This is a genomic window from Streptomyces sp. NPDC043996, assembly GCF_056435225.1.
In genome coordinates this window covers 109,591-132,751 of record NZ_JBWKEY010000002.1, presented here as the reverse complement: position 1 = coordinate 132,751, position 23,161 = coordinate 109,591, and the positions used below count along the sequence as shown (strand labels likewise).

Here is a 23,161-nt window from a genome sequence, read left to right as displayed (position 1 = left end):
TTCTCAGCCCGGGACGCGGCTCGGGACGCGGCCCGGGACGCAGCTCAGCTCTCAGCTCAGCCCTCAGCCCAGCCCTCAGCCCAGATCGAAGGCGTTCGGCAGGCCGAGCCGGTAGCGGGCGCGGTCGGCGCGCTTGAGCAGCTCGATCTCCGGGGCCCGGTACAGCGGTTTCACCGCACACCGCTTCGCGTCCGACCCCGCCCGGTCGAGCAGGGCGTTCACCGCCTGGCGCGCGGCCGCGTTGGCGCCCTCCATGGTGGCCAGGTCGATGTCCACGGAGACGTAGTCGCCCGCCAGGAAGAAGTTGGGGATCCTGGTCGCGGCCGACGGGCGGTTGTGCAGGGTGCCCACCGGGTGGATCAGGAGCTCGTCCTCGTTCGTCGGGTTCGGTCCTCCGGTGCCGCTGACCCCCGGGTCGAGGTACCAGGAGTGCAGCTTGCCGTCCGTGAGGACCTGCTTGCCGGTGTCGTTGAGATGGGCCTTCAGCTGCGCCCACACCTCGCGCGCCACTTCCTCGCGCGTGCACTTCTTGGCCGTCTTGCCGTAGAGGATGCCCGGCTTGTCCCACTCGGAGATGTCCACCGACAGACAGTCCACGACGGTGCCGTCGCCGTAGTCGGCGGGGAAGTCGCGGCCCTTCCAGTGCCCGGCCTGCGCGATGCCCGTCAGGGACCAGGGCGAGTCGACGCAGTTGAAGTGCCCGTCCACGATCTTCGGGCGCTCGGTGAGATAGAACTGGATGCCCGTCATCCAGTCCGTGTGCAGCTTGTCGCAGCGCGCCAGCTGCGGATCGGCGGCCCGCAGCGCGGCGCTCCACGTCCTGCGGGCGTGCTCCACCGGCATGGCCTGCACGTAGTGGTCGGCGGTGACGTCCCGCCGGACGCCCTGCGGGTCCTCGACCACCGTCTTGGAGACGCGTCCGCCGTCGTACGCCACCTCCCGCACCGTCCAGCCGACGCGGAACTCCACGCCGAGCGCCTTCAGATGCGTCACCCACGGGTCGATCCAGGCCTCGTTGGTGGGCGCGTTGAGGATGCGGTCGGGCGGGCCGTCGGCGCCCCGGCCGAGCGCGTTGAACACGAAGGCCTCGCCGAGCGTGCCGACCGTGCGGGTGCTGGCCACCTCGGCCTTCGTCGCCACGATGTTGAGGGTCACGCCGATCGCGAGGATGCGCTGGTAGTCGTAGCTCATGTCCTTGGCGCGTACGAAGTCCCACCACGGCGTGGCCTCCCAGTGGTCGTCCCGGCGTTCGGCGCAGCTGGTGAGGAAGACGAGCGCGCGGTTCACGAAGTACGCGATCTCGCGCGCGGGGATGCTGAACGCGGTGTCCAGGAACGCGGTGAGCGCGCGGGCGACGTCCTCGGGGGAGAGGTCGGCCGGTTCGCCGTCCCGGCCGGGGATCGGCAGGCGGATGTCCTCGCGGCCGCCGCTGCGGGCGAAGCTCATCTCCGGGGGCGCCACGAGGTTGTCCCAGACGCCGTGCGCGTTCCCGGGGAAGGGGATGCGGCGCATCGTGTCCGGCAGGTTGTGGTAGATCCCCGGGATGAAGCGGAAGCCGTGCTCGCCGGGGAGCGGCCTGCGGGTGCCCTTCGCGCTGTCGGGCACGTCGTAGCTGCGGGCCTTGCCGCCGAGCGCGCGGCGCTCGTAGACGGTGACGGCGAAGCCCCGCTCGGCCAGTTCGTGGGCGGCGGTGAGACCGGCCACGCCGCCGCCGAGCACCGCCACGGACTGTCTCGCCCGGGGCGCCGCGTGGGCCGCGTCCGGCAGGGCGACGCCGAGGCCGAGCGCGGCCGCGCCGCCGACCGTCGCCGAGCGGGCCACGAAGGCCCTGCGGGTGCTTCCTGACGCCTGCGGGTGTCCCATGGAACGCCCCCCTTACCGGTGGTAACGGTTGTCGGGGGCGGAGCTTAGGGGCGGCTGGGGGCCGGTGGAAGCGGTGGGGTGAGCTTGGCGGGAAAACGCCTGTGGGGGCCGGGTGCTCCCCGTGCCCGGCGCGCGGCACGGGCGGGGGTGCTGGCGCCGCGCCCTTACGTCGGCGCCGAGCCAAGGACCTCCGCCAGGTCGTAGCCCGCCGGTTCCTCCAGCTGGGCGTACGTGCACGACGCGGGGTCGCGGTCGGGGCGCCAGGCACGGAACTGGGCCGTGTGGCGGAACCGCGCCCCGTTCTCCATGTGGTCGTACGCCACCTCGCACACCCGCTCCGGCCGCAGCGGCACCCAGGTGAGGTCCTTCTTGCCGGTCCAGCGGTTCACGGACCCGGGCAGGCGCGCGCTCTCATGGGCCGCCTCGTCGGCCCAGGCGGCCCAGGGGTGCCCGGCGGCGGAGTCCATGCGCAGCGGCGCGAGCTCCTCCATGAGCTCCGCGCGGCGCTTCATCGAGAACGCCGCGCACACCCCGACGTGCTGGAGGATACCCGCGTCGTCGTACAGGCCGAGCAGCAGCGAGCCCACCACCGGGCCGCTCTTGTGCTCACGCAGGCCCGCGACCACGCAGTCCGCCGTGCGCTCGTGCTTGATCTTGTACATCAGGCGTTCGTTCTGGCGGTAGCGCAGGTCGAGCGGCTTGGCGATCACCCCGTCGAGCCCGGCCCCCTCGTACCGCTCGAACCACTCCCGGGCCACCTCCTCGTCGAGGGTCGCGGGCGCCAGGTGCACCGGTGCCCGCACGCCTTCGAGCGCCTTGGCGAGCAGGCGGCGCCGGTCGCGCAGCGGGAGGTCCCACAGGGCCTCGTCGAAGAGGGCGAGCACGTCGAAGGCGACGTACGACACCGGGGTGCGCTCGGCGAGCAGCCGCACCCGCGAGTCCGCCGGGTGGATGCGCTCGGTGAGGGCGTCGAAGTCCAGGCGCCCGCCGCGCGCGAGGACGATCTCGCCGTCCAGGACGCACCGCTGCGGCAGGCGCTCCCGCAGCGCCTCGACCAGCTCGGGGAAGTAGCGGGTCAGGGACTTCGTGCCCCGGCTGCCGATCTCCACCTCCGGGCCGTCGCGGAAGACGATCGCGCGGAAGCCGTCCCACTTGGCCTCGTACTGCATGCCCGGCGGGATCCTCGCCACGGACTTGGCGAGCATGGGCTTCACGGGCGGCATCACCGGCAGATCCATGATCCCGATTCTGCTCCGGAGTGGGGGAAATCGCCCGGTATGCGCGTTTGCCCCCCGGCGTCTAGCGTGGCTCGCATGGCAGGCGCGGGCGCGGCGGTGGAGCTGACGGCCGGAGAGCGGACGGTGCGGCTCTCCAGCCCGGACCGGGTGCTGTTCCCCGAGCGCGGCTTCACCAAGCGGGACCTGGCGGAGTACTTCATCGCCGTCGGGGCCGGGATCGTGCGGGCGCTGCGCGACCGCCCCACCACCCTGGAGCGCTACCCGGAGGGCGTCACCGGCGAGTCCTTCTACCAGAAGCGCGCGCCGAAGAACCTCCCCGACTGGATTCCGACCGGCACCATCACCTTCCCCAGCGGCCGCACCGCCGACGAGATCTGCCCCACCGAGGTCGCCGCCGTCGTCTGGGCCGCCCAGTACGGCACGCTCACCTTCCACCCCTGGCCCGTGCGCCGCGCCGACCCCGACCACCCCGACGAGCTGCGCCTCGACCTCGATCCGCAGCCCGGCACCGACTACGCCGACGCCGTCCGCGCCGCCCATGAACTGCGCGCCGTCCTCGCGGAGTTCGGCCTGCGCGGCTGGCCCAAGACCTCCGGCGGGCGCGGCCTGCACGTCTTCGTGCCGATCGCGCCGCGCTGGACGTTCGTCGAGGTGCGCAGGGCCGCCATCGCCTGCGGGCGCGAGCTGGAGCGGCGCCTTCCGAACGCGGTGACGACCGCCTGGTGGAAGGAGGAGCGCGGCGAGCGGATCTTCGTCGACTTCAACCAGACCGCCCGCGACCGCACCATCGCCTCCGCCTACTCCGTGCGCGCCCGCCCGGGCGCCCCCGTCTCCGCGCCGCTGCGCTGGGATGAGATCGACGACGCCGTGCCCGCCGACTTCGACCTCGCCACCATGCCCGGGCGCTTCGCCGAGGTCGGCGACGTACACCAGGACATGGACGAGCACGCCTTCTCCCTGGAGGGCCTGCTCGAACAGGCCGACCGCGACGAGCACGACCACGGCCTCGGCGACCTGCCGTACCCGCCGGAGTACCCGAAGATGCCGGGCGAGCCGAAGCGGGTCCAGCCGAGCCGCGCGAAGCACGACGACGCCTGAACCCGCCCCGGACCGTACCGGGAGCGGTGACTACAGCTCCTTGATCCGGATGTCCCGGTACGACACCACGTCCGTGACCCCGTGGACCTGGAGGCCCACGTAGCCGGAGGCGAAGCGGCGCCCGTCCGTGCCCGGGTCGTCGCCGCGCGGCGGCTCGAAGACCTGGCCGCCGCCGTTCTCGAACTCGTTGATCAGGACGCCGTTGCGGTACACCGAGTAGTGCTGGTCGACCACGCGGATCTCGTAGTCGTTCCAGGTGCCCTTGGGCGTCACGCCCGCGCCCGCGAGGCCGACGCGGTCGAAGCCGTAGAGGGACCCGGTCTTGTACATGTCGCCGTCCGGGCGGTCGAGCACCTGCACCTCATGGCCGTACTTGATGGCGACCCACTCCGGACGCGACTCCTCTGGATGGTCGTGGACCTGCGGGAAGCGCACGAAGACACCGGAGTTGGCGTTGCCGGAGCCGGGCGCGTCGTCCCGCCACTGGAGCTTCAGCGAGAAGTCGCCGTACCTGCGCTCGGGGAACCACAGCATGCCGAGGCCGCCCTTGGTGGTGCCCGAGGTCATCGAGCCTTCGGCGTTCAGGCCGAACGAACCGCCGCCCACGTGGCTCCACTTGGCGAAGGACTTCTGGCTGCCGTCGAAGAGGTGACGGTAGCCCTCGGTCTGGCCGGGCTTGCCGATGCCGGACTCCTTGGCCGCCTTGTTGATCTTGTCGTACTCGCGCTGGTCGATCTCGCCCGCCCGCTTCAGGCGGTCCGTGACGGTCTTCACGTGCTTGAGGAACAGCGCGTGCGACGACCAGTCCTTCTCGTCCTCGATCAGCTCGCCGATCCGGCAGCGGTTGTTGGTGACCCGGTTCGGGATGCCCGTGTCGACCGTGCCCACGAACACCGTCAACCGCTCGTCGAACTCCGGGCAGTTGGGCCCCGGCACGCCGCCGCCCTCGTCGACGGTGAACGCCACCGACTTCGCGGGGGCGGTGTTGCCCGCCTTGTCGCTCGCCCGGTACGCCACGGTGTGCCGTCCGACGCGGTCGACGACCACCGGTGCGGAGTACGCCACGTACGGGCCGCCGTCGAGGGAGTACTCGACCTTGTCGACGCCCGACCCGGCGTCGGTGGCGGTCACCGTCACCTTCGCCCGGCCGATGTAGGCGCCGTCGGAGTTCCTGTCGCCCTCGACCTTCGCCGAGGTCTCCGGCGGCGTCCTGTCCTCCTGCGGCGGCGCGACCACGGTGAACTCGACCGCCTTCTCCGGCGCCACGTTCCCCGCCTTGTCGAAGGCGCGGTAGCGCACCTTGTGGCTGCCGACCGCGTGCACCATCACCGGCGCGGTGTACGCCTGCCAGGCGCCGTCACCGAGCGCGTACTCGACCTTGTTCAGGCCCGAGCCCGCGTCCGACGCCGTCACCGTGACCGTCGCCATGCCGAGGTACTGCCCCGAGCCGTTCTGCTCGCCGCTGACCGTCGCCGAGGTCTCCGGCGGCGTCCTGTCGTCCGTCGGCGGCGCGACGACCGTGAAGTCGACGGCCTTCTCCGCCGCCACGTTGCCCGCCTTGTCGAAGGCCCGATAGCGGACCTTATGCGTGCCGACGGTGTTCACGACCACCGGAGCGGTGTACGGCTGCCACGCGCCGTCCGCCCCGAGCGCGTACTCGACCCTGTCGACGCCCGAGCCGTCGTCGGTCGCGGTCACCGTCACCGTCGCCGCGCCGACGTACGCGCCGTCGCCGTTCGTCGCCCCGTCGACCTTCGCCTTGGTCTCCGGAGCCGTCGTGTCCGTGCCCCCGCCGTCAGTCACCACGAGGATGCCCTGCATGGCCCCGTGGCCGGGGATCGTGCAGTAGTAGCGGTAGCGGCCGGGCTTGAGGGTGACCTCGGCGGTCCACTTGCCGCCCTTCTCGTCGCCGGGGTTGGCGAGGATGTTCAGCGGGACGTCGTTGTTGTACTCCGGGTCGGAGACGTCGAACGTCAGCGTGTGCGGCATGCCGGTGGTGTTGCCGGTGGCCACGCTGTTCTCGAAGACGATCGTCGTGGCGCCCGCGACCGCCGTCGTCGGCGCGGACTTGTACGCGCTGATGTCGTTGTCCGCGGTCCAGGTGAGGACCTGCTGCTGTACGCGCGGCCCGTCAGGGCGGGCCGTCGCCGCCGAGGTGAGCCCGGCCACGAGCGCGAGCGCGGCGAGCAGCGCGGCCCAGAGTCTCGGCGGGCGCGCCCGCGTCCGAGCGGATCTCATCGTGCCGCCTTCCTGGCCAGGTCGCCCGCGGCCGGGGTCGCCTCGCCGCCGGTGTACGTCACGCGCCACAGCGCCGACTTGGCGTCCGAGGTGAAGAAGCCGCGCCCGTAGTCGAGGACGTACAGCGACCCGTCCGGGGCGAACTTCCAGTCCATGAGGTTCTTGATGCGGTCGGAGCCCACCGGAATGATCTTGCGCAGGGACTCGGCGTGCACCGGCAGACCGCCCTTGCCGACCGTCTTCGGGTCGGTGAGCACCGCGTGCCGCGGCTGGTCGCCGTCGTAGAAGTCGCCGACGAACCACTTGCCGTCCCAGTACGCGGGCCACTTGACCGCGCTGGTGCTCGCGGCGTCGTAGCGGTAGACGGGGCCGTTCATCGTCGCCTGGCCGCCGCCCTTGAGCCAGGGCAGGAGCTGCTTCTGCTCCTCCGTCTTGTAGCTGGGGACGCCGCTGGCGTCGCGCGGGTAGTCGATGCCGCCGCCCTGCGGGGAGTACCAGATGGTGTTGGGCTCGGCGGGCGGGATCTTCACCAGGCCGTCGTTGTTGGGGGACTCGTTGCGCAGGTTCTCGCAGTCGTACCAGCCGAGCGGCTTGCTCGGGTCGGGCAGATTGCGGTCGCGGTAGGGCTGGTTGTTGCCCATGCAGTACGGCCAGCCGCGGTTGGAGGCGTGCGTGATCGCGGCGAACGTGTCGTACTTCGCCGGGCCCCACGTCGTCGAGGGCTGCCCGGCGTCCGGGCCGACCCACCCGGCGTACAGGGTGTCGTTCTTCTTGTCGACGAAGATGCGGGCCGGGTTCCTCACGCCCATCACATAGATCTCGCCGCGCGTCTTGCCGCCGCCCTCGTCCGGCTCCTTGCCGGTGAAGAGGTTGCCCTCGGGCAGCGTGTACGTGCCGTCGGGCTCGGGGTGGACGCGCAGGATCTTGCCGTTGAGGTTGTTGGTGTTGCCCGAGGTGCGGCGGGCGTCGGCGAAGGAGACGCCCTTGAAGTTCGGCTGCGGGTTGTTGCCCGAGTAGCCTTCGCTGAAGCCGGACGAATTGTTGTCACCGGTCGCGATGTACAGGTTGCCCTTGGAGTCCCAGGACATCCCGCCGCCCGCGTGGCAGCAACTGTGGATCTGCACCGGCCACTTCAGCAGCACCTTCTCGCTGTCCATGGCGAGCTTGCCGGTCGCCTTGTCGTACGTGAAGCGGGAGACGTACCGCTCGCCCATGCGCGTGTCGCGGTCGATCCGGGAGTGCGGCGTGTAGTGCAGGTACACCCAGCCGTTGGTCTCGAACCGCGGGTCGAGCTCGATGCCGAGCAGGCCCTCCTCGTTCTTGATCAGCTCACCGCCGCCGCCCTTGTTGCCGAAGACGCTCACCGCGCCCGCGAGCGTCACCTGCCGGGTCTTCGGGTCGTAGACGTGGATCTCGCCCCGGCCCTTGCCGACGTCCGGGTTGTTCCAGTCGGTGACCACGGTCTTGGAGGAGTCGGCGCCGCCGCGGCCGATGTAGAAGACTTTGCCGTCGGGAGCCGTCACCAGGCCGTGCGGCTCGCCGATCTGGTCGTTCTGGCCGGGCTTGTTGGGCTGGGTCAGGCGCTCCGCCTGGTAGTTCGCGGTGATGGCCGCCTTGCAGTCGGCGCGCACCAGACGCGTCGTCCACAGCAGCGCGCCGCGCAGGTGCGTCCGGAAGTCCGTCTCGTCGTACGCGTCGGCCGTGCCGCCCATGCCGGTGTAGAAGGACCGGCCGCCGTCGTAGTCACGGCACCACGAGACCGGATGGTCCCAGCCGTTCGCGCCCGTGCCCGGCTGGTACGTCGACTCGCGCACCCGCGCCAGGGTGTGCACGGCGCCCGAGGGGTTGGTCTCCCAGTTGAGCCACCTGTCGGGGCGCTTCCACTCCAGCGGCAGTTCCTTGGTGGCCGGGCTCTGCCGGTCGCCGACCTCGACGGTCGCGCGCTGCACGCGGGGCGGGGCCTCGTCCTTGGGACGGGCGCCGATGAGCCCGGTGAACCAGCTGGAGTACGGCTCGGCGCGGGCCGCGTCGTGCAGGCCGAGGAAGCCGCCGCCGACCTCCATATAGGCCTCAAGGCCCGCCTCCTGCTCGGCGTCGAGGACGTCACCGCCGCCGGTCACGAACGTCACCGCGTTGAACCGGCCCAGCTTCTTCGCGTCGGTGAACACCGCCGGGTCGTCGGTGGCCGTCACGGTGAACCGCTGGGCGGCCGGGCCGGACTGGCCGATCCTCTCGATCGCGGCGATGGCGGCGTTCACCGCCGGCGGCTCGTCGCCGGGCGCCGCCGAGCCGTAGAAGACCAGGACACGGACGTTCGCCGTGCCCGGCGGGGAGGGCAGCGCTCGCGACATCGTTGTCTTGAACGCCTCCGCCCCGGTCGGCGTCGGTTCGGGATAGGGGCGCGCGCTCGCGGCGGGGCCGGAGAGGACGCCGGTGGCGACGGCTCCCGCGGCCAGGGCCGCGGCCCACGCACGACGTGTGGATCTCGCTCTGGATCTCCCCAACCAACGTACAGCTGGGGGTGTTTGACGCGGGGTCAGCCGCATGAGTACACCCACCCCTCGGAGGTCACGGCTACGGCACTACAACAACTGCGTCGGAGAAGCTAGCCCTCTTTAGCAACAGCGCCGATGAAGCTAGCCCTCTTTCGACGGCTAGCCAAGAGCTATGACGTCACTTCACTCGAACTTTGTCCTCAGTGTGGATAAACCGGGGTCCTGCCGCTACGGTGTGGCCGGAATCCGGTGCCTCGCGCGCCCCGGCCGTGACCGTACGCAGTGTCAATTTCCGTACCGCAGTGGGGGAGTTCGGCATGGACAGACGGAATTTCAACCGACGGATGCTGGTGGGCGGGGCGGTGGTCGCGACCGGGGCGACATCGTTGTCGGTGATGGCCTCCGAGGCGGCACCGGCCGAGAACCCGCCCCGGACGGCCCCGGCGGGCGGCGAGGTGCGCCGCATCACGATGTACGCCGAGAAGCTGCCCGACGGGCAGTTGGGCTACGGCCTGGAGAAGGGCAAGGCCTCCGTCCCCGGCCCGCTGATCGAGCTCAACGAGGGCGACACGCTGCACATCGACTTCGAGAACCTCACCGACGCCGCCGTCAGCCTGCATGTCCACGGCATGGACTACGAGATCTCCAGCGACGGCACCAAGCACACCAAGTCCGATGTGGCGCCGGGCAGGAAGCGCACGTACACCTGGCGCACGCACGCCCCGGGCCGCCGCAAGGACGGCACCTGGCGGCCGGGCACCGCCGGGTACTGGCACTACCACGACCACGTGGTGGGCACGGACCACGGCACGGGCGGGCTGCGCAAGGGCCTGTACGGAGCGGTGATCGTCCGCCGCAAGGGCGACATCCTGCCCGACCAGACGTGCGTCGTCGTCTTCAACGACATGATGATCAACAACAAGCCCGCGCACTCCGGACCCCACTTCGAGGCCACGGTGGGCGACCGCGTGGAGTTCGTGTCGATCACGCACGGCGAGTACTACCACACGTTCCACATCCACGGTCACCGCTGGGCCGACAACCGCACCGGCATGCTGACCGGCCCCGACGACCCGAGTCAGATCCTCGACGACAAGATCACCGGACCGGGCGACTCGTTCGGGTTCCAGGTGATCGCCGGGGAGGGGGTGGGTGCCGGGGCGTGGATGTACCACTGCCACGTCCAGAGCCACTCCGACATGGGGATGGTGGGCCTGTTCCTGGTGAAGAAGCCGGACGGCACGATTCCGGACTATGAGCCGCACCATCCCCATAAGAAGGCCGGGAACGCCGGGAAGGCTGAGACGGCTGATGAGGGGGCGGGCGCGGGCCGGGCTCACCACTAGGGGGGTCCGGCCGGAACCGTCCGTCGGGCCGTGCGCGGCGCGGGCCCGTGGTGGGAAGGGGCCGGGTCGATGCCCCTGGCCTGGATAGCATGCGCCTAAATAGAGCGTTCGTTCTAGTCGGTTGGGTGTGGTGACCGGGCGCGCGCCATGCGGTCCGCGCGACGCCCCGCGCGTGGGCGCCGGGTCCGCGCCGTTTCGCTGGGGAGCGCTCGACAGCCGGGCCGATGAGCTGATAGCCCTCTGGTGGCCGGAGGAGGTGTGCCGGTCCGTCAAGTGATCCCGGCCCAGGAGGAGTCCCTAGGTGAGCGAGGCAGTGGCGCGTCCGACCCTGGAGGCCGTGGCCGCGCGGGCCGGGGTGTCGCGGGCGACCGTGTCGCGGGTCGTGAACGGCGAGCCAGGGGTGCGCGAGGCCCTCGTGGCGCGGGTCAGACGGGCGGTGGAGGAGCTCGGGTACGTGCCCAACCGGGCCGCGCGCAGCCTCGTCACCCGGCGCCACGACGCCGTCGCCGTCGTCATCGCCGAGCCCGAGACCAGGGTGTTCGCCGACCCGTTCTTCGCGCTCCAACTGCGCGGCATCAGCAAGGAGCTGACGGCCCGTGACGTCCAGCTGGTGCTGCTGCTCACGGAGGGGCGCGCCGACCACGCGCGCGTGGGCCGCTATCTGTCCGGCGGCCACGTCGACGGCGCGCTCGTCTTCTCGCTCCACCTGGACGACCCGCTGCCCGGGATCATCCACGGCGCCGGCGTGCCCACGGTGTTCGGCGGCCGTCCCGGCTGGGCGGGCGGCGAGGACAGCGTGCGGTACGTCGACTGCGACAACCGGGGCGGCGCGCGGGCGGCCGTGCGGCATCTGACCGGGCTCGGCCGCACCCGCGTCGCGCACATCACCGGCGCGCTCGACCAGACGTCGGCGGTCGACCGCCTCGACGGCTTCCGCGAGGCGCTGCCCTCGGGGCAGCCGCGCCTGGTCGCCGAGGGCGACTTCACTCCCGCGGGCGGCGAGCACGCCATGCGGCAGCTGCTCGACCGCTGCCCCGACGTCGACGCCGTGTTCGCCGCGAACGACCTGTCGGCGGCGGGGGCGCTGCGGGTGCTGCGCGCCCGCGGGCGCCGGGTTCCCGACGACGTCGCCGTGGTCGGCTTCGACGACATGCTGCCCGTGGCCGAGCAGGCCGATCCGCCGCTGACGACGGTGCGGCAGGACATCGAGGAGATGGGGCGGTTGATGGCGGCGATGCTGTTGCGGGGGCGGGGTGCCGGGGCGGTGGTGGAGGAGGGGGCGGAGCGGGTGGTGCTGCCTACGGAGCTGGTGCGGCGGCGCTCGGCCTAGCCCTCGCGGGGCGCCCCGCTGTGTCCATTAGCGCGCTCCGCGCGCGGGCGCCCCTCCCCGAACCATGGGGCTCCGCCCCCTGGCACCCCTGAAAAGCATTGGCGCTTCGCGCCTCGTCCTCAAACGCCGGACGGGCTGAATCTCGCGCTTGCGGGCCGATTACGCCCCTACGGACACCGTGAACCGTCGTGGGTTGGCGTCGTGTGCGGCTCCTGAGACGTCTGGCTGGCCGTCGGGGCGTACGTCGTCGTACGGGAAGGCGTAGCCGATGGGGGAGTTGGCGTGCACCACGCGCGCCCAGTGGTTGGTGACGGGGCCCCGGTAGTAGTCGGCGGCGCTGGTGCCGTTCGGCTGGGAGGGGTGGGTGAGCATGAGGCTCCGGTTGAACCCGGCGGCGAGCCGGGCGAGGATCGCCTTCTTGTCGTCGGGGTCGCCCGGGTTGTTGGCGAACGGCCCGTGGTCGCACGTAAAGACGTCCCGCGACGCGGGCTTGGCGAAGGTGTGGCCGCCCTCGAAGGTGAGGACGTTCCCGCTGACCCGGCCCACGCGCGCGCCGCGCCCGCCCTGGAGGTCGATGCGCAGGTCCGTGCCGCGGTACTTCTCCCAGACCTGGTCCACGTACGCGGTCCACACGTCGCGGAACGGCATCCGCTCGGGGCGGTCGAAGTACGGGGCCATGACGTTCTGCGGGGACACGACCCTCAGGACGCGGCCGCCGCCGCGGATCACCAGCTTGTCCCACGGCTGCCCGTCCCGGCCCGCCTGCGCCACCAGGTCCGCGGCGATCCTGTCGACGGCGCCGTCGGGGAGCGGCGCGACGGTGTGCGTGGCGTCGCCCTCCAGGGTCAGTCCGATGGGCAGCGCGGTGACCAGGTCGACGTAGCTGATGTTCGCGTACAGCTGGGTGCTGTTGAAGGTGAACTCGCAGAACGACCACGTGCGGCCGTAGTTCGGATCCGCCGGAGTGGCGAACGCGGGCTCGACGAGCGCGGGACCCGGGTTGAGGAAGAAGTCCAGCCTGTCGTCGCGCACGAAGTAGACTCGGGCGCCGTACATCTGAGGAAGCGTCAGTACGGTGGGCGCTGAACCGGCCGCGCCCAGCGGGATGGCGCAGTCGACCGGCAGCGGCGTCCCCGGAGCGGAGGGCGAGTCGGGGCGGTAGACCCCGCCGCCCGGCCTGAGGAGCAGCCAGCGGCCGGTGCCGGACTCGTGCCCGGTCACGTACGCGCGCACCTGGCCCGGCAGGGACTTGTTCCGCAGGGCGAGCTCGCAGGTGGCGGGGGCCGCGTGGGCCCGTGGGCTGAGCGCGCCGCCCCAGGCGGGGTAGGTCAGGGCGCCCGCGGCGACGGCGGACGACGTCAGGAACACTCTGCGCGATATCACGGAAATCTCTCCTGGCTGGAACCGTGGGGGGAGTGGGGCAGGAGTGGGGCAGGAGCGCGGCCCGGGTGCGCGGTGGTGCCTCGAGGTGCCCCCACTGTCGCCGCCGTGAAAACGAGGCGTCAAGAGTTGTGACTGAGAGCGCTCTCAGAATCTTGTATGGCTTCACAAGGTGATGGTGGAACGATGGCGGAGGGTGACGGGAAGTCGGCCTTGGACGCCGGGTCGTGGTGACGCGGTGTGAGGGGAGGCAAGCGCCGCGCGCGGATTGTCAGTGCCCGGTGCCAGACTCGGCAGGGACGGACGAGCGATGCGACGCATGCGATGACAGCGATGCGACGAAGGAGTCGATCATGATCAGCACTCGCTATGCCACCGGATCCCCGATCTGGGTCGACCTGGGCACGACGGACATGGACGGCGCCGCGCGGTTCTACCGAGGCCTCTTCGGCTGGGACTTCGAGCGCGGCGGCGAGGATCTCGGCGGGTACGGCACGTTCAAGATCGACGGCAAGACCGTCGCGGGCGGGATGACGCTCACCCCGGAGATGGGCGCCCCGGCCTGGTCGGTGTACTTCCGCACGCCGGACGCGGACGCCACCGCCCGGCACGTCGAGCAGGCGGGCGGAAGCACCACCTGGGAGCCCGTGGACATCACGGACCTCGGCCGGATGGCGGGCTTCACCGACCCCGGCGGCGCCGCCTTCTCGGTCTGGCAGCCCGGCCGGAACACGGGACTCGACCTGGTGAACGCCCCCGGCAGCCTGGTGTGGACCGAGCTGTACGCCCCGGACATCGTGGCGGCCGCGGCCTTCTACGGCACGGTCTTCGACTGGCGGACCACGGCGCAGCCCTTCGAGGGCGGCTCCTACACGATGGCGTATCCGGGCGCGGGCACGGAGGACGACATGTTCGGCGGTCTGTGGCCGCTGGACGAGGACCCCGTCGAGCGGGAAGCGGGGCCCTCCTGGATGCCGTACTTCCAAGTGGGGGACATCGACGCGGTGGTGGAGAAGGCCCGCACCACCGGCGGCACGGTCCGGGCCGAGCGCATCGACCTCAAGGGCGTCGGCTCGTTCGCCAAGCTCGCCGATCCGTACGGGGCGCGCTTCGCGTTGATGCGGCCCGCCGACTCCTGAGGGAGCCGATTCCTGACGGAGAGGAACGGGCGCGACACGCCACGTTCGGCGAACCCTGTCCGCGCCGGGCCCCGGGTCCGTACGGTAAGGGCATTCCGAACGGTCGGTCGCCGTGAGTGAACGGCTCCGGGGCGGCTCGTTGATCGAACGTTGATCGCTTGTTTCGTGCGGTCCCGCAGGATCACCCCATGCACACTGACATCACCATGGCCGAGCCCGACCTCACCTGGCAGGAGCAGGCGCTGTGCGCGCAGACCGGGTCCGACTTCTTCTTCCCCGACCCGGGCAGCTCCGTGCGCGAGGCCAAGTCCATCTGCCGCATGTGCGACATGCGCACCGCCTGCCTCGCGTACGCGCTGGAGAACGACGAGCGGTTCGGCGTCTGGGGCGGACTCTCCGAGAAGGAGCGGCTGAACCTGCGGCGCGAGCAGGCCGCACGCCCCGCCTGAGAGCCCGCCCCAGGGCCCTCGCTAGGCGTAGGTGACCGTGAACCGCCGCGCCCCGGCCGGTACGCGCACATCGTCCCCCGTGACGGGCAGGTCAAGGCCGTCCGCCGTCGCCGCCCGCACCGCGCCGAAGCGGCAGGGGTAGACGTAGCGCACCCGCTCCGGGGCCTCGGTGATCTCCACGGTCACCGTGCGCGCGTCCACGTCGTGGCCGAGCCGGTAGCCGAAGGGCGCGCCGAATAGCGTCGGCGCCGCCTCCACGGTCACCGCCTCGCCGTCCGGCACCCAGTGCGGGCGCACCCCCGGCGCGATGTACAGATGGGGGTCGCGGTCCTCGTCCGCCTCGAACAGGAGCAGGTCGCGGACGAGGAGCAGATACTCCGCCGCCGCCCAGCCGTGCGGGATGTCCCCCATGTACCAGTGCCGGTGGGGCACTTCGCGGTAGTCGGAGGCGACGGGGAAGGCGTGCTGCTCGTTCCAGGCGCCGAGTGCCACCGCCCGGTCCTCCGTGCGCGGCCACGCGGCGGCCACCGTCCAGCCGAGCAGCGCGTCCATCCGCGCCGGATCACCGGCCAGCAGGTACGCGTGCGCCAACTGCATGGTCAGATAGGGACCGTAGGCGTTCCAGGCCGCCTCGTGCCGGAAGCCGCCGGTCACGAAGCGCGCGTACATGGTGTCGAGCGTCCACCGCGCGGCCCGGTCCACGCCGGCCCCGAGCTTGTCGCCCATGTGCAGCCGCAGCGGATGGAAGTACGCCGCCGCGCCGATCATCGTCGAGTCGCGCCGCCCGACGTCACCGGGCCCGGTCGGGATGTACGTCTCCCACTCGCCCCGCCGCCGCTGCTCGTCCAGGACCCAGTGGATCGACGCGGCCGTGGCCCGCTTCAGGTCGTCGAACGCGTCCCACAGCTCACCGACTTCGGGGGTCCCGAGGCGCTCGGCGAGCCGCGCCGCCTCGTACAGGCCCGCGAGGCCCCACAGGTCGTCCCAGTAGTGCGGCTTGTCGCGCTCGCCCAGGTGCTCGGCGCTCCAGCCGCTGTGCAGCAGGCCGTACTGGTCGCGGTTGTCGCGCAGCCAGCGCGCCCCGTCGAGCACGTACGGCGTGTACAGCTTCGCGCCGAACGCGGCCGCCGGTCCGCTGGTGCGGTCGAAGCGGCCGATCGCCCACAGGGCCTGGCCGTTGCTGTCCCACTCGCGGTCGTCCCGCTCGTGCGGGCCGCCGTAGAAGCCGTACTCGGCGCACGGCCCGATCCGGCCCGTGCCCCGGTTGAACCGCAGCGGATAGTGCGTGCCCAACTGCCGCTCCGCCAGGGCCGCGTCGCCGACCAGCGAACACGCCGTGGCCTCCACCGAGGAGTCCCGGATCCAGAACGAGTCGTAGACCGTGGGGCCCGGGTGGATCTCGCCGTGGTCGGACAGGACGAGGAGCTGCGCCCGCGCCTGCCGGAACAGGTCGGCCAGATGCGCCACCGGCGCGGGCAGCAGGGGCCGCAGCCCATGGCCGAGCAGCTTCGCCGTCCAGAACGAGCGGTTCGCCTCCTCCAACTCCGCCGCGGGCACGGCCCGCAGCTCCGCCAGGTCGTCCGCGCCGCTGTACAGGTCCACCGGAAGCCGCACGTCGAGCGTGAACTCCTCCTCGCCCTCGACGCGGAACTGCCAGCCGAACGCCGCGCTGCACAGGCCCGCCACCTGGTCCTGTGCCTGGAGCGCCGCGTTCAGCTTGCCGCCCGTGACCAGGTCGTGGAACGGGCTGCGCACCAGGTACGCCGACGGGTCGGCAGTGAAGTCCGGGTTGCCGTACACCCCGTAGTGATCGGGCGGAGCGTCGAACACCGGGCCCCAGCCGCTGTTGGTCTCCACTCGCGCCTCGTCCGGCAGATACCGCAGGAACGTCAGCCGCCGGTCGGTGAGCTGCTCCCCGCGCCGGTCGTGCCGCTGGAACCCGCTCGGCCCCGCGGGCAGCACCGCCGCGCACAGCCAGCCCTCGCGCGGGCGCCCGTCCGGGCTGCTCACGCCGAGCCGTGTGACGGTGAGGTCCCGCTGCCGGGCGCCGACCGCCGTCGCGAACGTCCGCTGCGTGACCGCGACGCCGTCCGCCGTGCGGAAGGACGTCACGACCACCGGCAGGTGCGGCGCCTCGATCCGCTGCGCCACCGTGCCGCCCTCGGCGAGCTGCGGCAGGCGCACGGCGCCCGCCGCCGGGTCGTACAGGAAGAACGACAGGGCGTACTTGTCGTACACCGGCTCGATCTCGCCCGCCTGGCCGATCAGGGACTCCTGGCGGTGGTCCTTCACGCCCACCATGTGCCAGTAGCGGTACAGGGCGTTCGAGGCGAAGGCGGCCTCCTTCGAGTCGTACGTGCCCCGGTCGAAGTCCTCGCTCCAGCGCCGGAACGCGGCCTGTGCCCACCACGGCACGGGGTAGGGCACCCGGGCCCGGTCCGCCCAGCCGCGCCACATGACCTCGTAGAACATCCACTCGTGGGTCTGTGCCACTCCCATCCACCCCCAGGGGTCGACGACGACGTGCCTTGTCCGCCCAACATGGCACCGGGCGGCGGAGCCGTAAATCGGGGCGGGGCGGCCCTGGGGGGACGGGTTCCGGAAGTCAGCCCCGGGCGGCCAGGCGGGCGCGGCGGGCGGCCAGGCGCTCGTCGAAGCGGCGCGCCTCCGCGTCGAGCCCGTCGAGGAAGAGGCCGAGCTCCTCCTGGGCCCGCAGCCCCTCGGGGCCGAGGCCGGGGACCTCCATGACCTTCAGGAAGCGGATGACGGGCTGCAGCACGTCGTCGTGGTGGATGCGGAGGTTGTACACCCCGCCGATCGCCATCTTCGCGGCGGCCCGCTCGAAACCGGGAATGCTGTGCCCGGGCATGCGGAAGCCGACCACCACGTCCCGCACGGCGGCCATCGTCGCGTCGGGGGCGAGCTCGAAGGCGGCCTTGAGGAGATTGCGGTAGAAGACCATGTGCAGGTTCTCGTCGGTGGCGATGCGCGCCAGCATCCGGTCGCAGACCGGGTCACCGGACTGGTGCCCCGTGTTGCGGTGGGAGATGCGCGTGGCCAGCTCCTGGAAGGCCACGTACGCGACCGAGTGAAGCATCGAGTGCCGGTTGTCCGACTCGAACCCCTCGCTCATATGTGCCATGCGGAAACGTTCCAGCTGATCCGGGTCCACCGCGCGGGACGCGAGCAGATAGTCCCGCATGACGATGCCGTGGCGCCCCTCCTCGGCCGTCCAGCGGTGCACCCACGTGCCCCAGGCGCCGTCGCGCCCGAAGAGCGTGGCGATCTCGTGGTGGTAGCTCGGCAGGTTGTCCTCGGTGAGCAGGTTGACCACCAGGGCGATGCGGCCGACGTCCGTGACGGGGGACTGCTCCAGCTCCCAGGCCTGGCCGTCCTCGAAGAGGCCGGGGAAGTTGCGGGCGTCCGAGAACGGCACGTACTCGTGCGGCATCCAGTCCTTGGCGACCTTCAGATGACGGTTGAGCTCGGTCTCGACCACTTCCTCCAGCGCGTACAGGAGCCGGGCGTCGGTCCAGGTGTCCGGGCTGCCGAGATGGGGAGAGGCGATCGTCACGGGGGCTCCTGGGAGGGGTGGGGACGGGCGGGGACCGGCGCGGGGAGCACCGGAAGCGGAATCAACCTACGGCATCGTAGGTTACGTACCCGTAGGTTAAGCCCGCTGTAAAGGTGTGACGGTGGTCTCAGCGAACGCTCCCGCGCCCCAGGGGTCGGATGCCGGGGTTCCGCGATTTCGGCGTTCCCAGCGTTCTCGGTGCTCTCAGTGCCAGGCGCCGGACAGCCGTCGGCTGACCGCCGAGCTGAGGATGCGTACGCCCCGCGTCGACCCCGGGGTGATGCCGGTGAGCTCCCGGACCCGGCGCAGGCGGTAGTCAAGCGTGCGCGGGTGGACGTTGAGTGACGCCGCCGCTACGCCCCGGTTCATATCGCAGCGGTAGTACGCGTCGAGCGTGCGCAGGAGGTCGGGTCCCGGCTCCAGGCGCCGGGCCACGCTCGCCAGCCAGGCGTCGAGGGACGGCGCGTCCGCGACCGCCAGCTCCACGAAGACGTCCGCGAGCGTGTGCGCCCCCGGCCCCGGCGGCGCCTGCCGGGGCGGGGCGGCCTCGCTGATCCGCCGGGCCCGCCCGAGCGCGTCCGCGAGGCCCGGCAGGCGCGCGGTGGCGGTCCCGGCCGCGCAGGGCACGCCGAGGGCCCCGGCGAAGTCCCGCACGAGGTCGTGCGCGAGGTCCGGCGCGGAGTGCAGGCGCAGATGTTCACTCGTACTGGGGACCAGGGCGAGCAGCTCGCCGCCCCGGTCCCCCGCGTGCCAGGCGACCGGCACCCGGTGGGTCTTCACCAGCGCCTCGATCTCGCGGTCCAGGGCGGCGCCGCCGCGCGGCGGGTGCGGCACCCGGACCACCGTCACGGCGCAGTACTCCGGCACCTCCATGCCCACGGCCGGGGCCAGCTGCGCGGCCATGACGTCCTCGGCCAGCAAACACCGTGTAAGCAGGGCGACTTGCTCCACGTACGGCAGCCGACGGCGGAGCCCGCCCAGGAATCCCCGGCAGTAGGCGGCGGTGCCGCGCTCGCCCTGCGGGGCGAACCAGCCCATCATCCCGATGAGGTCGTCGACACCGCCGCCACGTTGCGCCTCCACCGCCTCGTTGACCTCCCGCAGCATGAGCGCGGTGTGCAGCCTGAGAATTCGCTGCCGCGACTCCAGCGACATTCCCGCCTCGGCCCTCGACGCGCCCATGGAGCCGATGTATCCGAGGTCATCAGGAGTCAACGCGCTGTTATTCGGCGACAGTTCGAGCGTACGGCGGCGGAACCACACCGAGTACTCCATGGTCTCGGCCCTGCTTCGCTGATTCGCGTCCAAGAAGCAGAGCTCGGGAATCTCCCGCGCGTACGCCTCGACCTCCCGGCGCGCGTTCGCCGTCGCCCGCCGGGCCAGTTCGGCGTAGAGGCTCTCCATGGGGGTGAGCGTGGCATCGGGGCGGAACGGGTCGACAGGGGAAATCCGGCCGGGGTTTATCACAGTGGGTGAATCAATGGCCTTCGTGGCGGCCGTGATTTTGTCATGCTGCGCAAAGTTTCCGGGGCCGGGGCGCGTACCGGGCTGATGCGCTTGTGAGGGTGGAGCGGCCTCGGCTTAATGGGAGCCGACTGCCCGCCCGAAAGTCCTGCATTCGTGCTCGAACCGAGCTGGCCCGGCATTCACCGGGCACCCAGGAACCACATGCCGCGGGCTCGCGCCAGGCGATGGCCCGCGCGTCAACGGGAGGGAAACACCCATGAAATCAGCGATCAGGAAAAGACTCGCGGTGGCAGCCGCGGTCCTGACCGCGTCGACGGCGCTCGTCATGAGCGCGCCGGGCAGCGGCTCGGCCGCACCCGCTGCCCCTAGTCTGAGGGCGTTCGGGATCACCGGCGACGGCACTCTGATGGCGACCTTCACCACCGATCAGCCGACCGTCCTCAACTGGGTCAGGACGATCAACGGCCTGTCCGGCGACCAGAAGCTGATCGGCATCGACTTCCGCGTCCAGAACAACACGATGTACGGGGTCGGCGACAAGGGCGGCATCTACACGATCAAGACCCCACCAGCCGTGCCGGACGTGGTCGTCACCAAGGTCTCCCAGCTCAAGGTCGACCTCTACGGAACCAACTTCGGCGTCGACTTCAACCCGGCGGCCGACCGGCTCCGCGTGATCAGTGACAATGGCCAGAACCTGCGGCACAACCTGAACGACCACACCACGGTCGAGGACACGACGCTCACCACGCCGCCCCTCACCGGACCGGCCAAGGGGGTCACCGCGGCCGCGTACACGAACAACGACCTGAACGGCTCCACCGGAACCCTCCTGTTCGACGTCGACACCCGTGTCGACCAACTCGTCGTCCAGGCGCCGGCCAACAACGGCACCCTGTCGTCGATCGGCTCGCTGGGGCTCGACGCGGGCGCCAACGCGGGGCTTGACATCTTCACCACGCTGAGCAACGGCAAGGCCACCACGAACGCCGCCTTCGCCTCGCTCACCCCGTACGGCGCGAGCAACCCGTCCCTCTACAGCGTCAACCTGTTCACCGGTGAGACCGCTTCCCTCGGCCAGTTCCCCCTGAACATCACGGATCTGGCCATCTCGCTGACCGGCAGCTATCCCCTCCGGGGCTGACGGCTCCGCCGCGGCCCGGCCGCTTCCGGGCCGCGGCGGTCCTCAGTCCCCCCGCACCGCGCGCCGCAGGTGCTCGGCGGTGAACGAGCCCTCCGCCGCGAGGAGTTCGCGCGGCGTCCCCTCGAAGACCACCCGGCCGCCGTGCTTGCCCCCGTCGGGGCCGAGGTCGATGACCCAGTCCGCGTGCTTGACGACGTCCAGGTTGTGCTCGACGACGAGCACGGTGTTCCCGGTGTCGACGAGCCGGTCGAGCAGGGCGAGGAGGCCGTCGACGTCGGCCATGTGCAGGCCGGTCGTCGGCTCGTCCAGGACGTACGTCGTGCCCGTGCGGTGCAGCTGCGTGGCCAGCTTGATGCGCTGGCGCTCGCCGCCCGAGAGCGTGCTCAGTGGCTGCCCGAGCGTGAGGTAGGTGAGCCCGACGTCCCGCAGGGCGCCGAGGCGGCGGCGCACCGCCGGGTCGGGGAAGTCCGCGAAGAACGCGAGCGCCCGCTCGGCGGTCATGTCCAGGACGTCCACGACCGAGGCGCCGCCGACCGTCAGGCGCAGCACCTCGTCCTTGAAGCGCCGCCCCGCGCAGGCCTCGCACGTCGTCGTGACCGGGTCCATGAACGCCAGGTCGCTGTAGCTGACCCCGCGGCCCTGGCACCGCTCGCACGCCCCGCCCGAGTTGAAGCTGAACAGGCCGGGCTTGGTGCCCGTGTGCCGCGCGAACAGCGCCCGCACCCGGTCCATGATCCCGAGGTAGGTGGCCGGGGTCGACCGGCCCGAGACGCCGATGGCGGACTGGTCGACGACCACGGCGTCCGGGTGCTGCGCGGTGAACGCCCCGGACACCAGGGTGCTCTTGCCCGAGCCCGCGACCCCGGTGACCGCGGTGAGCACGCCGAGCGGCACCCGTACGCTCACGTCCTTGAGGTTGTGCAGGTCGGCGCCCTTGATCCAGGCGTCGCCGACGGGCTCGCGCGGGTGGGCCTTCACCTCGGTGGCGCGGTTCAGGAAGCGGCCGGTGAGGGTGTCGGCGGCGCGCAGTTCGCTTGGGGTGCCCTCGAAGACCACCAGGCCGCCGTGGGCGCCCGCGGCCGGGCCCATGTCGACGACGTGGTCGGCGATCGCGATGACGTCCGGGTCGTGCTCGACGACCAGGACGGTGTTGCCCTTGTCGCGCAGCCGAAGGAGCAGGTCGCCGAGGCGGCCCACGTCGCGCGGGTGCAGCCCGACGCTCGGCTCGTCGAAGATGTACGTCATGCCGGTCAGGCTGGAGCCCAGGTGCCGCACCATCTTCAGGCGCTGGCCCTCGCCGCCGGAGAGCGTGGCGGTCTCGCGGTCCAGGCTGAGGTAGCCGAGCCCGATCGCCTCGACGCGCTCCAGGGCGGCGACGGCCGCCGCCGCGATCGGGCCCGCGACCGGGTCGTCGATCCTGGCGAGCTCCGCGATCAGGTCGGTGACCTCCATGCGGGCGCAGTCGGCGATGCCCAGGCCGTTGATCCGGGTCGCGAGCGCGGCCGGGTTCAGGCGCGCGCCGTCGCAGGCGGGGCAGCGGCCTTCGTGGAGGAAGGCCTCGGCCATGTCGCGGGTCTTCTGGGACATCGTCGACAGGTCGCGCTTGAGGTAGAGGCGCTCGAAGCGGTCGGCGAGCCCTTCGTAGGCGGTGTCCCGGGCGCCGCCGGTGTTGTCGACGTTCACGGTGCCGTGGCCGCGCAGCAGGAAGGCCCGTTCCTCGGCGGTGAACTCGCCGACCGGTTTGTGCGGGTCGAGGTCGGGGCTGTGGGTGTACGTCTGGCCGTGCCAGGTCCCCGCGGCGAACGGCGGGAACCGGATCGCGCCGTCCGCGAGGGACCGGGCGGGGTCCAGGATGCGGTCGTAGTCGGGCCGCACGGTGCGGCCGAGCCCGTCGCACTCGGGGCACATGCCGCTCGGGTCGTTGAAGGAGTACGCGGTCGCGGTGCCCGCGCTCGGGGTGCCGTGCCGCGAGAACAGCACCCGGATCACCGAGTAGATGTCCGTCATGGTGCCCACGGTGGAGCGCGAGTGGCCGCCGACCGGCTTCTGGTCGACGACGATCGCGGGCGCCAGGTCCTCGATGGCGTCCGCGTGCGGCCGCTCGTACTTCGGCAGGCGGTTGCGGACGAACCAGGTGAAGGTCTCGTTGAGCTGGCGCTGCGACTCCACGGCGATGGTGTCGAAGACGACCGACGACTTCCCCGAGCCGGACACGCCGGTGAAGACCGTGAGCCGGCCCTTGGGGATGCGCAGGTTCACCTCCTTCAGGTTGTTCTCGCGGGCTCCGGTGAGCGTGATGTGGGCGTGCCCGCCGGGCGGGAACCCGGCGGGCACGGGGGCGGTGGGGGTGGTGGGGGCTGCGGGGGAGGGGCTGTCGGGTGCGTGCGTGACCTCGTGCAT

Annotated in this window: 15 protein-coding genes; 6 read left to right on the top strand and 9 right to left on the bottom strand. The window is 71.6% G+C overall.

All coding sequences use genetic code 11. From position 1 onward, the window contains the following. Positions 1 to 75: 75 nt before the first annotated feature. Both AC07A4_RS05230 and AC07A4_RS05225 read right to left on the bottom strand, forming a co-directional pair. Positions 76 to 1,863: a hydroxysqualene dehydroxylase gene (locus AC07A4_RS05230; RefSeq protein ID WP_478593208.1), complete on the bottom strand. Its 1,788-nt coding sequence runs from the start codon at positions 1,861 to 1,863 to the stop codon at positions 76 to 78. 164 nt (positions 1,864 to 2,027) lie between these two features. Continuing rightward, the gene (locus AC07A4_RS05225; RefSeq protein WP_478593205.1) at positions 2,028 to 3,101 is read right to left on the bottom strand and encodes an ATP-dependent DNA ligase; all 1,074 of its coding nucleotides are present in this window, start codon (positions 3,099 to 3,101) and stop codon (positions 2,028 to 2,030) included. A gap of 75 nt (positions 3,102 to 3,176) precedes the next feature. On the opposite strand from AC07A4_RS05225, the gene ligD reads away from it, so the two are divergent. Beyond that, on the top strand, positions 3,177 to 4,199 hold the full coding sequence (ligD, locus tag AC07A4_RS05220) for a non-homologous end-joining DNA ligase (protein WP_478593203.1): 1,023 nt from the start codon (positions 3,177 to 3,179) through the stop codon (positions 4,197 to 4,199). 30 nt (positions 4,200 to 4,229) lie between these two features. Here the strand turns inward: ligD and AC07A4_RS05215 are convergent, their stop codons facing one another. Together AC07A4_RS05215 and AC07A4_RS05210 are read right to left on the bottom strand one after the other, a co-directional pair. Beyond that, positions 4,230 to 6,437: an OmpL47-type beta-barrel domain-containing protein gene (locus AC07A4_RS05215; protein ID WP_478593200.1), complete on the bottom strand. Its 2,208-nt coding sequence runs from the start codon at positions 6,435 to 6,437 to the stop codon at positions 4,230 to 4,232. Then, positions 6,434 to 8,983, bottom strand: a complete 2,550-nt coding sequence (locus AC07A4_RS05210) for a ThuA domain-containing protein (RefSeq protein WP_478593197.1) — start codon at positions 8,981 to 8,983, stop codon at positions 6,434 to 6,436. The genes AC07A4_RS05215 and AC07A4_RS05210 overlap by 4 nt, the downstream gene beginning before the upstream one ends. Before the next feature lie 266 nt (positions 8,984 to 9,249). On the opposite strand from AC07A4_RS05210, the gene AC07A4_RS05205 reads away from it, so the two are divergent. Further along, positions 9,250 to 10,278: a multicopper oxidase domain-containing protein gene (locus AC07A4_RS05205; RefSeq protein WP_478593194.1), complete on the top strand. Its 1,029-nt coding sequence runs from the start codon at positions 9,250 to 9,252 to the stop codon at positions 10,276 to 10,278. 301 nt (positions 10,279 to 10,579) lie between these two features. After that, positions 10,580 to 11,608 carry a LacI family DNA-binding transcriptional regulator gene (locus AC07A4_RS05200; protein WP_478593192.1) on the top strand — a complete coding sequence of 343 codons (1,029 nt, stop codon included), beginning with the start codon at positions 10,580 to 10,582 and terminating at the stop codon, positions 11,606 to 11,608. A gap of 159 nt (positions 11,609 to 11,767) precedes the next feature. Here the strand turns inward: AC07A4_RS05200 and AC07A4_RS05195 are convergent, their stop codons facing one another. Next, entirely contained in the window at positions 11,768 to 12,991 is a 1,224-nt protein-coding gene (locus AC07A4_RS05195; RefSeq protein ID WP_478593189.1) for a glycoside hydrolase family 64 protein, read from the bottom strand. Positions 12,992 to 13,341: 350 nt separating this feature from the next. On the opposite strand from AC07A4_RS05195, the gene AC07A4_RS05190 reads away from it, so the two are divergent. Continuing rightward, the gene (locus tag AC07A4_RS05190) at positions 13,342 to 14,127 is read left to right on the top strand and encodes a VOC family protein (protein WP_478593186.1); all 786 of its coding nucleotides are present in this window, start codon (positions 13,342 to 13,344) and stop codon (positions 14,125 to 14,127) included. A 188-nt stretch (positions 14,128 to 14,315) separates the two neighbouring features. Further along, complete coding sequence (locus AC07A4_RS05185) at positions 14,316 to 14,576, top strand: WhiB family transcriptional regulator (protein WP_478593183.1); 261 nt, start codon at positions 14,316 to 14,318, stop codon at positions 14,574 to 14,576. 21 nt (positions 14,577 to 14,597) lie between these two features. Here the strand turns inward: AC07A4_RS05185 and AC07A4_RS05180 are convergent, their stop codons facing one another. The 3 genes from AC07A4_RS05180 to AC07A4_RS05170 form a co-directional block, all read right to left on the bottom strand. Further along, positions 14,598 to 17,075, bottom strand: a complete 2,478-nt coding sequence (locus AC07A4_RS05180; RefSeq protein ID WP_478593181.1) for a hypothetical protein — start codon at positions 17,073 to 17,075, stop codon at positions 14,598 to 14,600. Between the two features lie 106 nt (positions 17,076 to 17,181). After that, a complete protein-coding gene (locus tag AC07A4_RS05175; RefSeq protein WP_478593179.1) occupies positions 17,182 to 18,150 on the bottom strand; it encodes an acyl-ACP desaturase in 969 nt (322 codons plus the stop codon). Between the two features lie 204 nt (positions 18,151 to 18,354). Beyond that, positions 18,355 to 19,554, bottom strand: coding sequence for a PucR family transcriptional regulator (locus tag AC07A4_RS05170; RefSeq protein WP_478593177.1), 1,200 nt, complete (start codon positions 19,552 to 19,554; stop codon positions 18,355 to 18,357). Positions 19,555 to 19,873: 319 nt separating this feature from the next. Here AC07A4_RS05170 and AC07A4_RS05165 point away from each other — a divergent pair, with 319 nt between their 5' ends. Further along, complete coding sequence (locus tag AC07A4_RS05165; protein ID WP_478593174.1) at positions 19,874 to 20,761, top strand: DUF4394 domain-containing protein; 888 nt, start codon at positions 19,874 to 19,876, stop codon at positions 20,759 to 20,761. Between the two features lie 42 nt (positions 20,762 to 20,803). Here the strand turns inward: AC07A4_RS05165 and AC07A4_RS05160 are convergent, their stop codons facing one another. Next, positions 20,804 to 23,161, bottom strand: a complete 2,358-nt coding sequence (locus AC07A4_RS05160; RefSeq protein WP_478593171.1) for an ATP-binding cassette domain-containing protein — start codon at positions 23,159 to 23,161, stop codon at positions 20,804 to 20,806.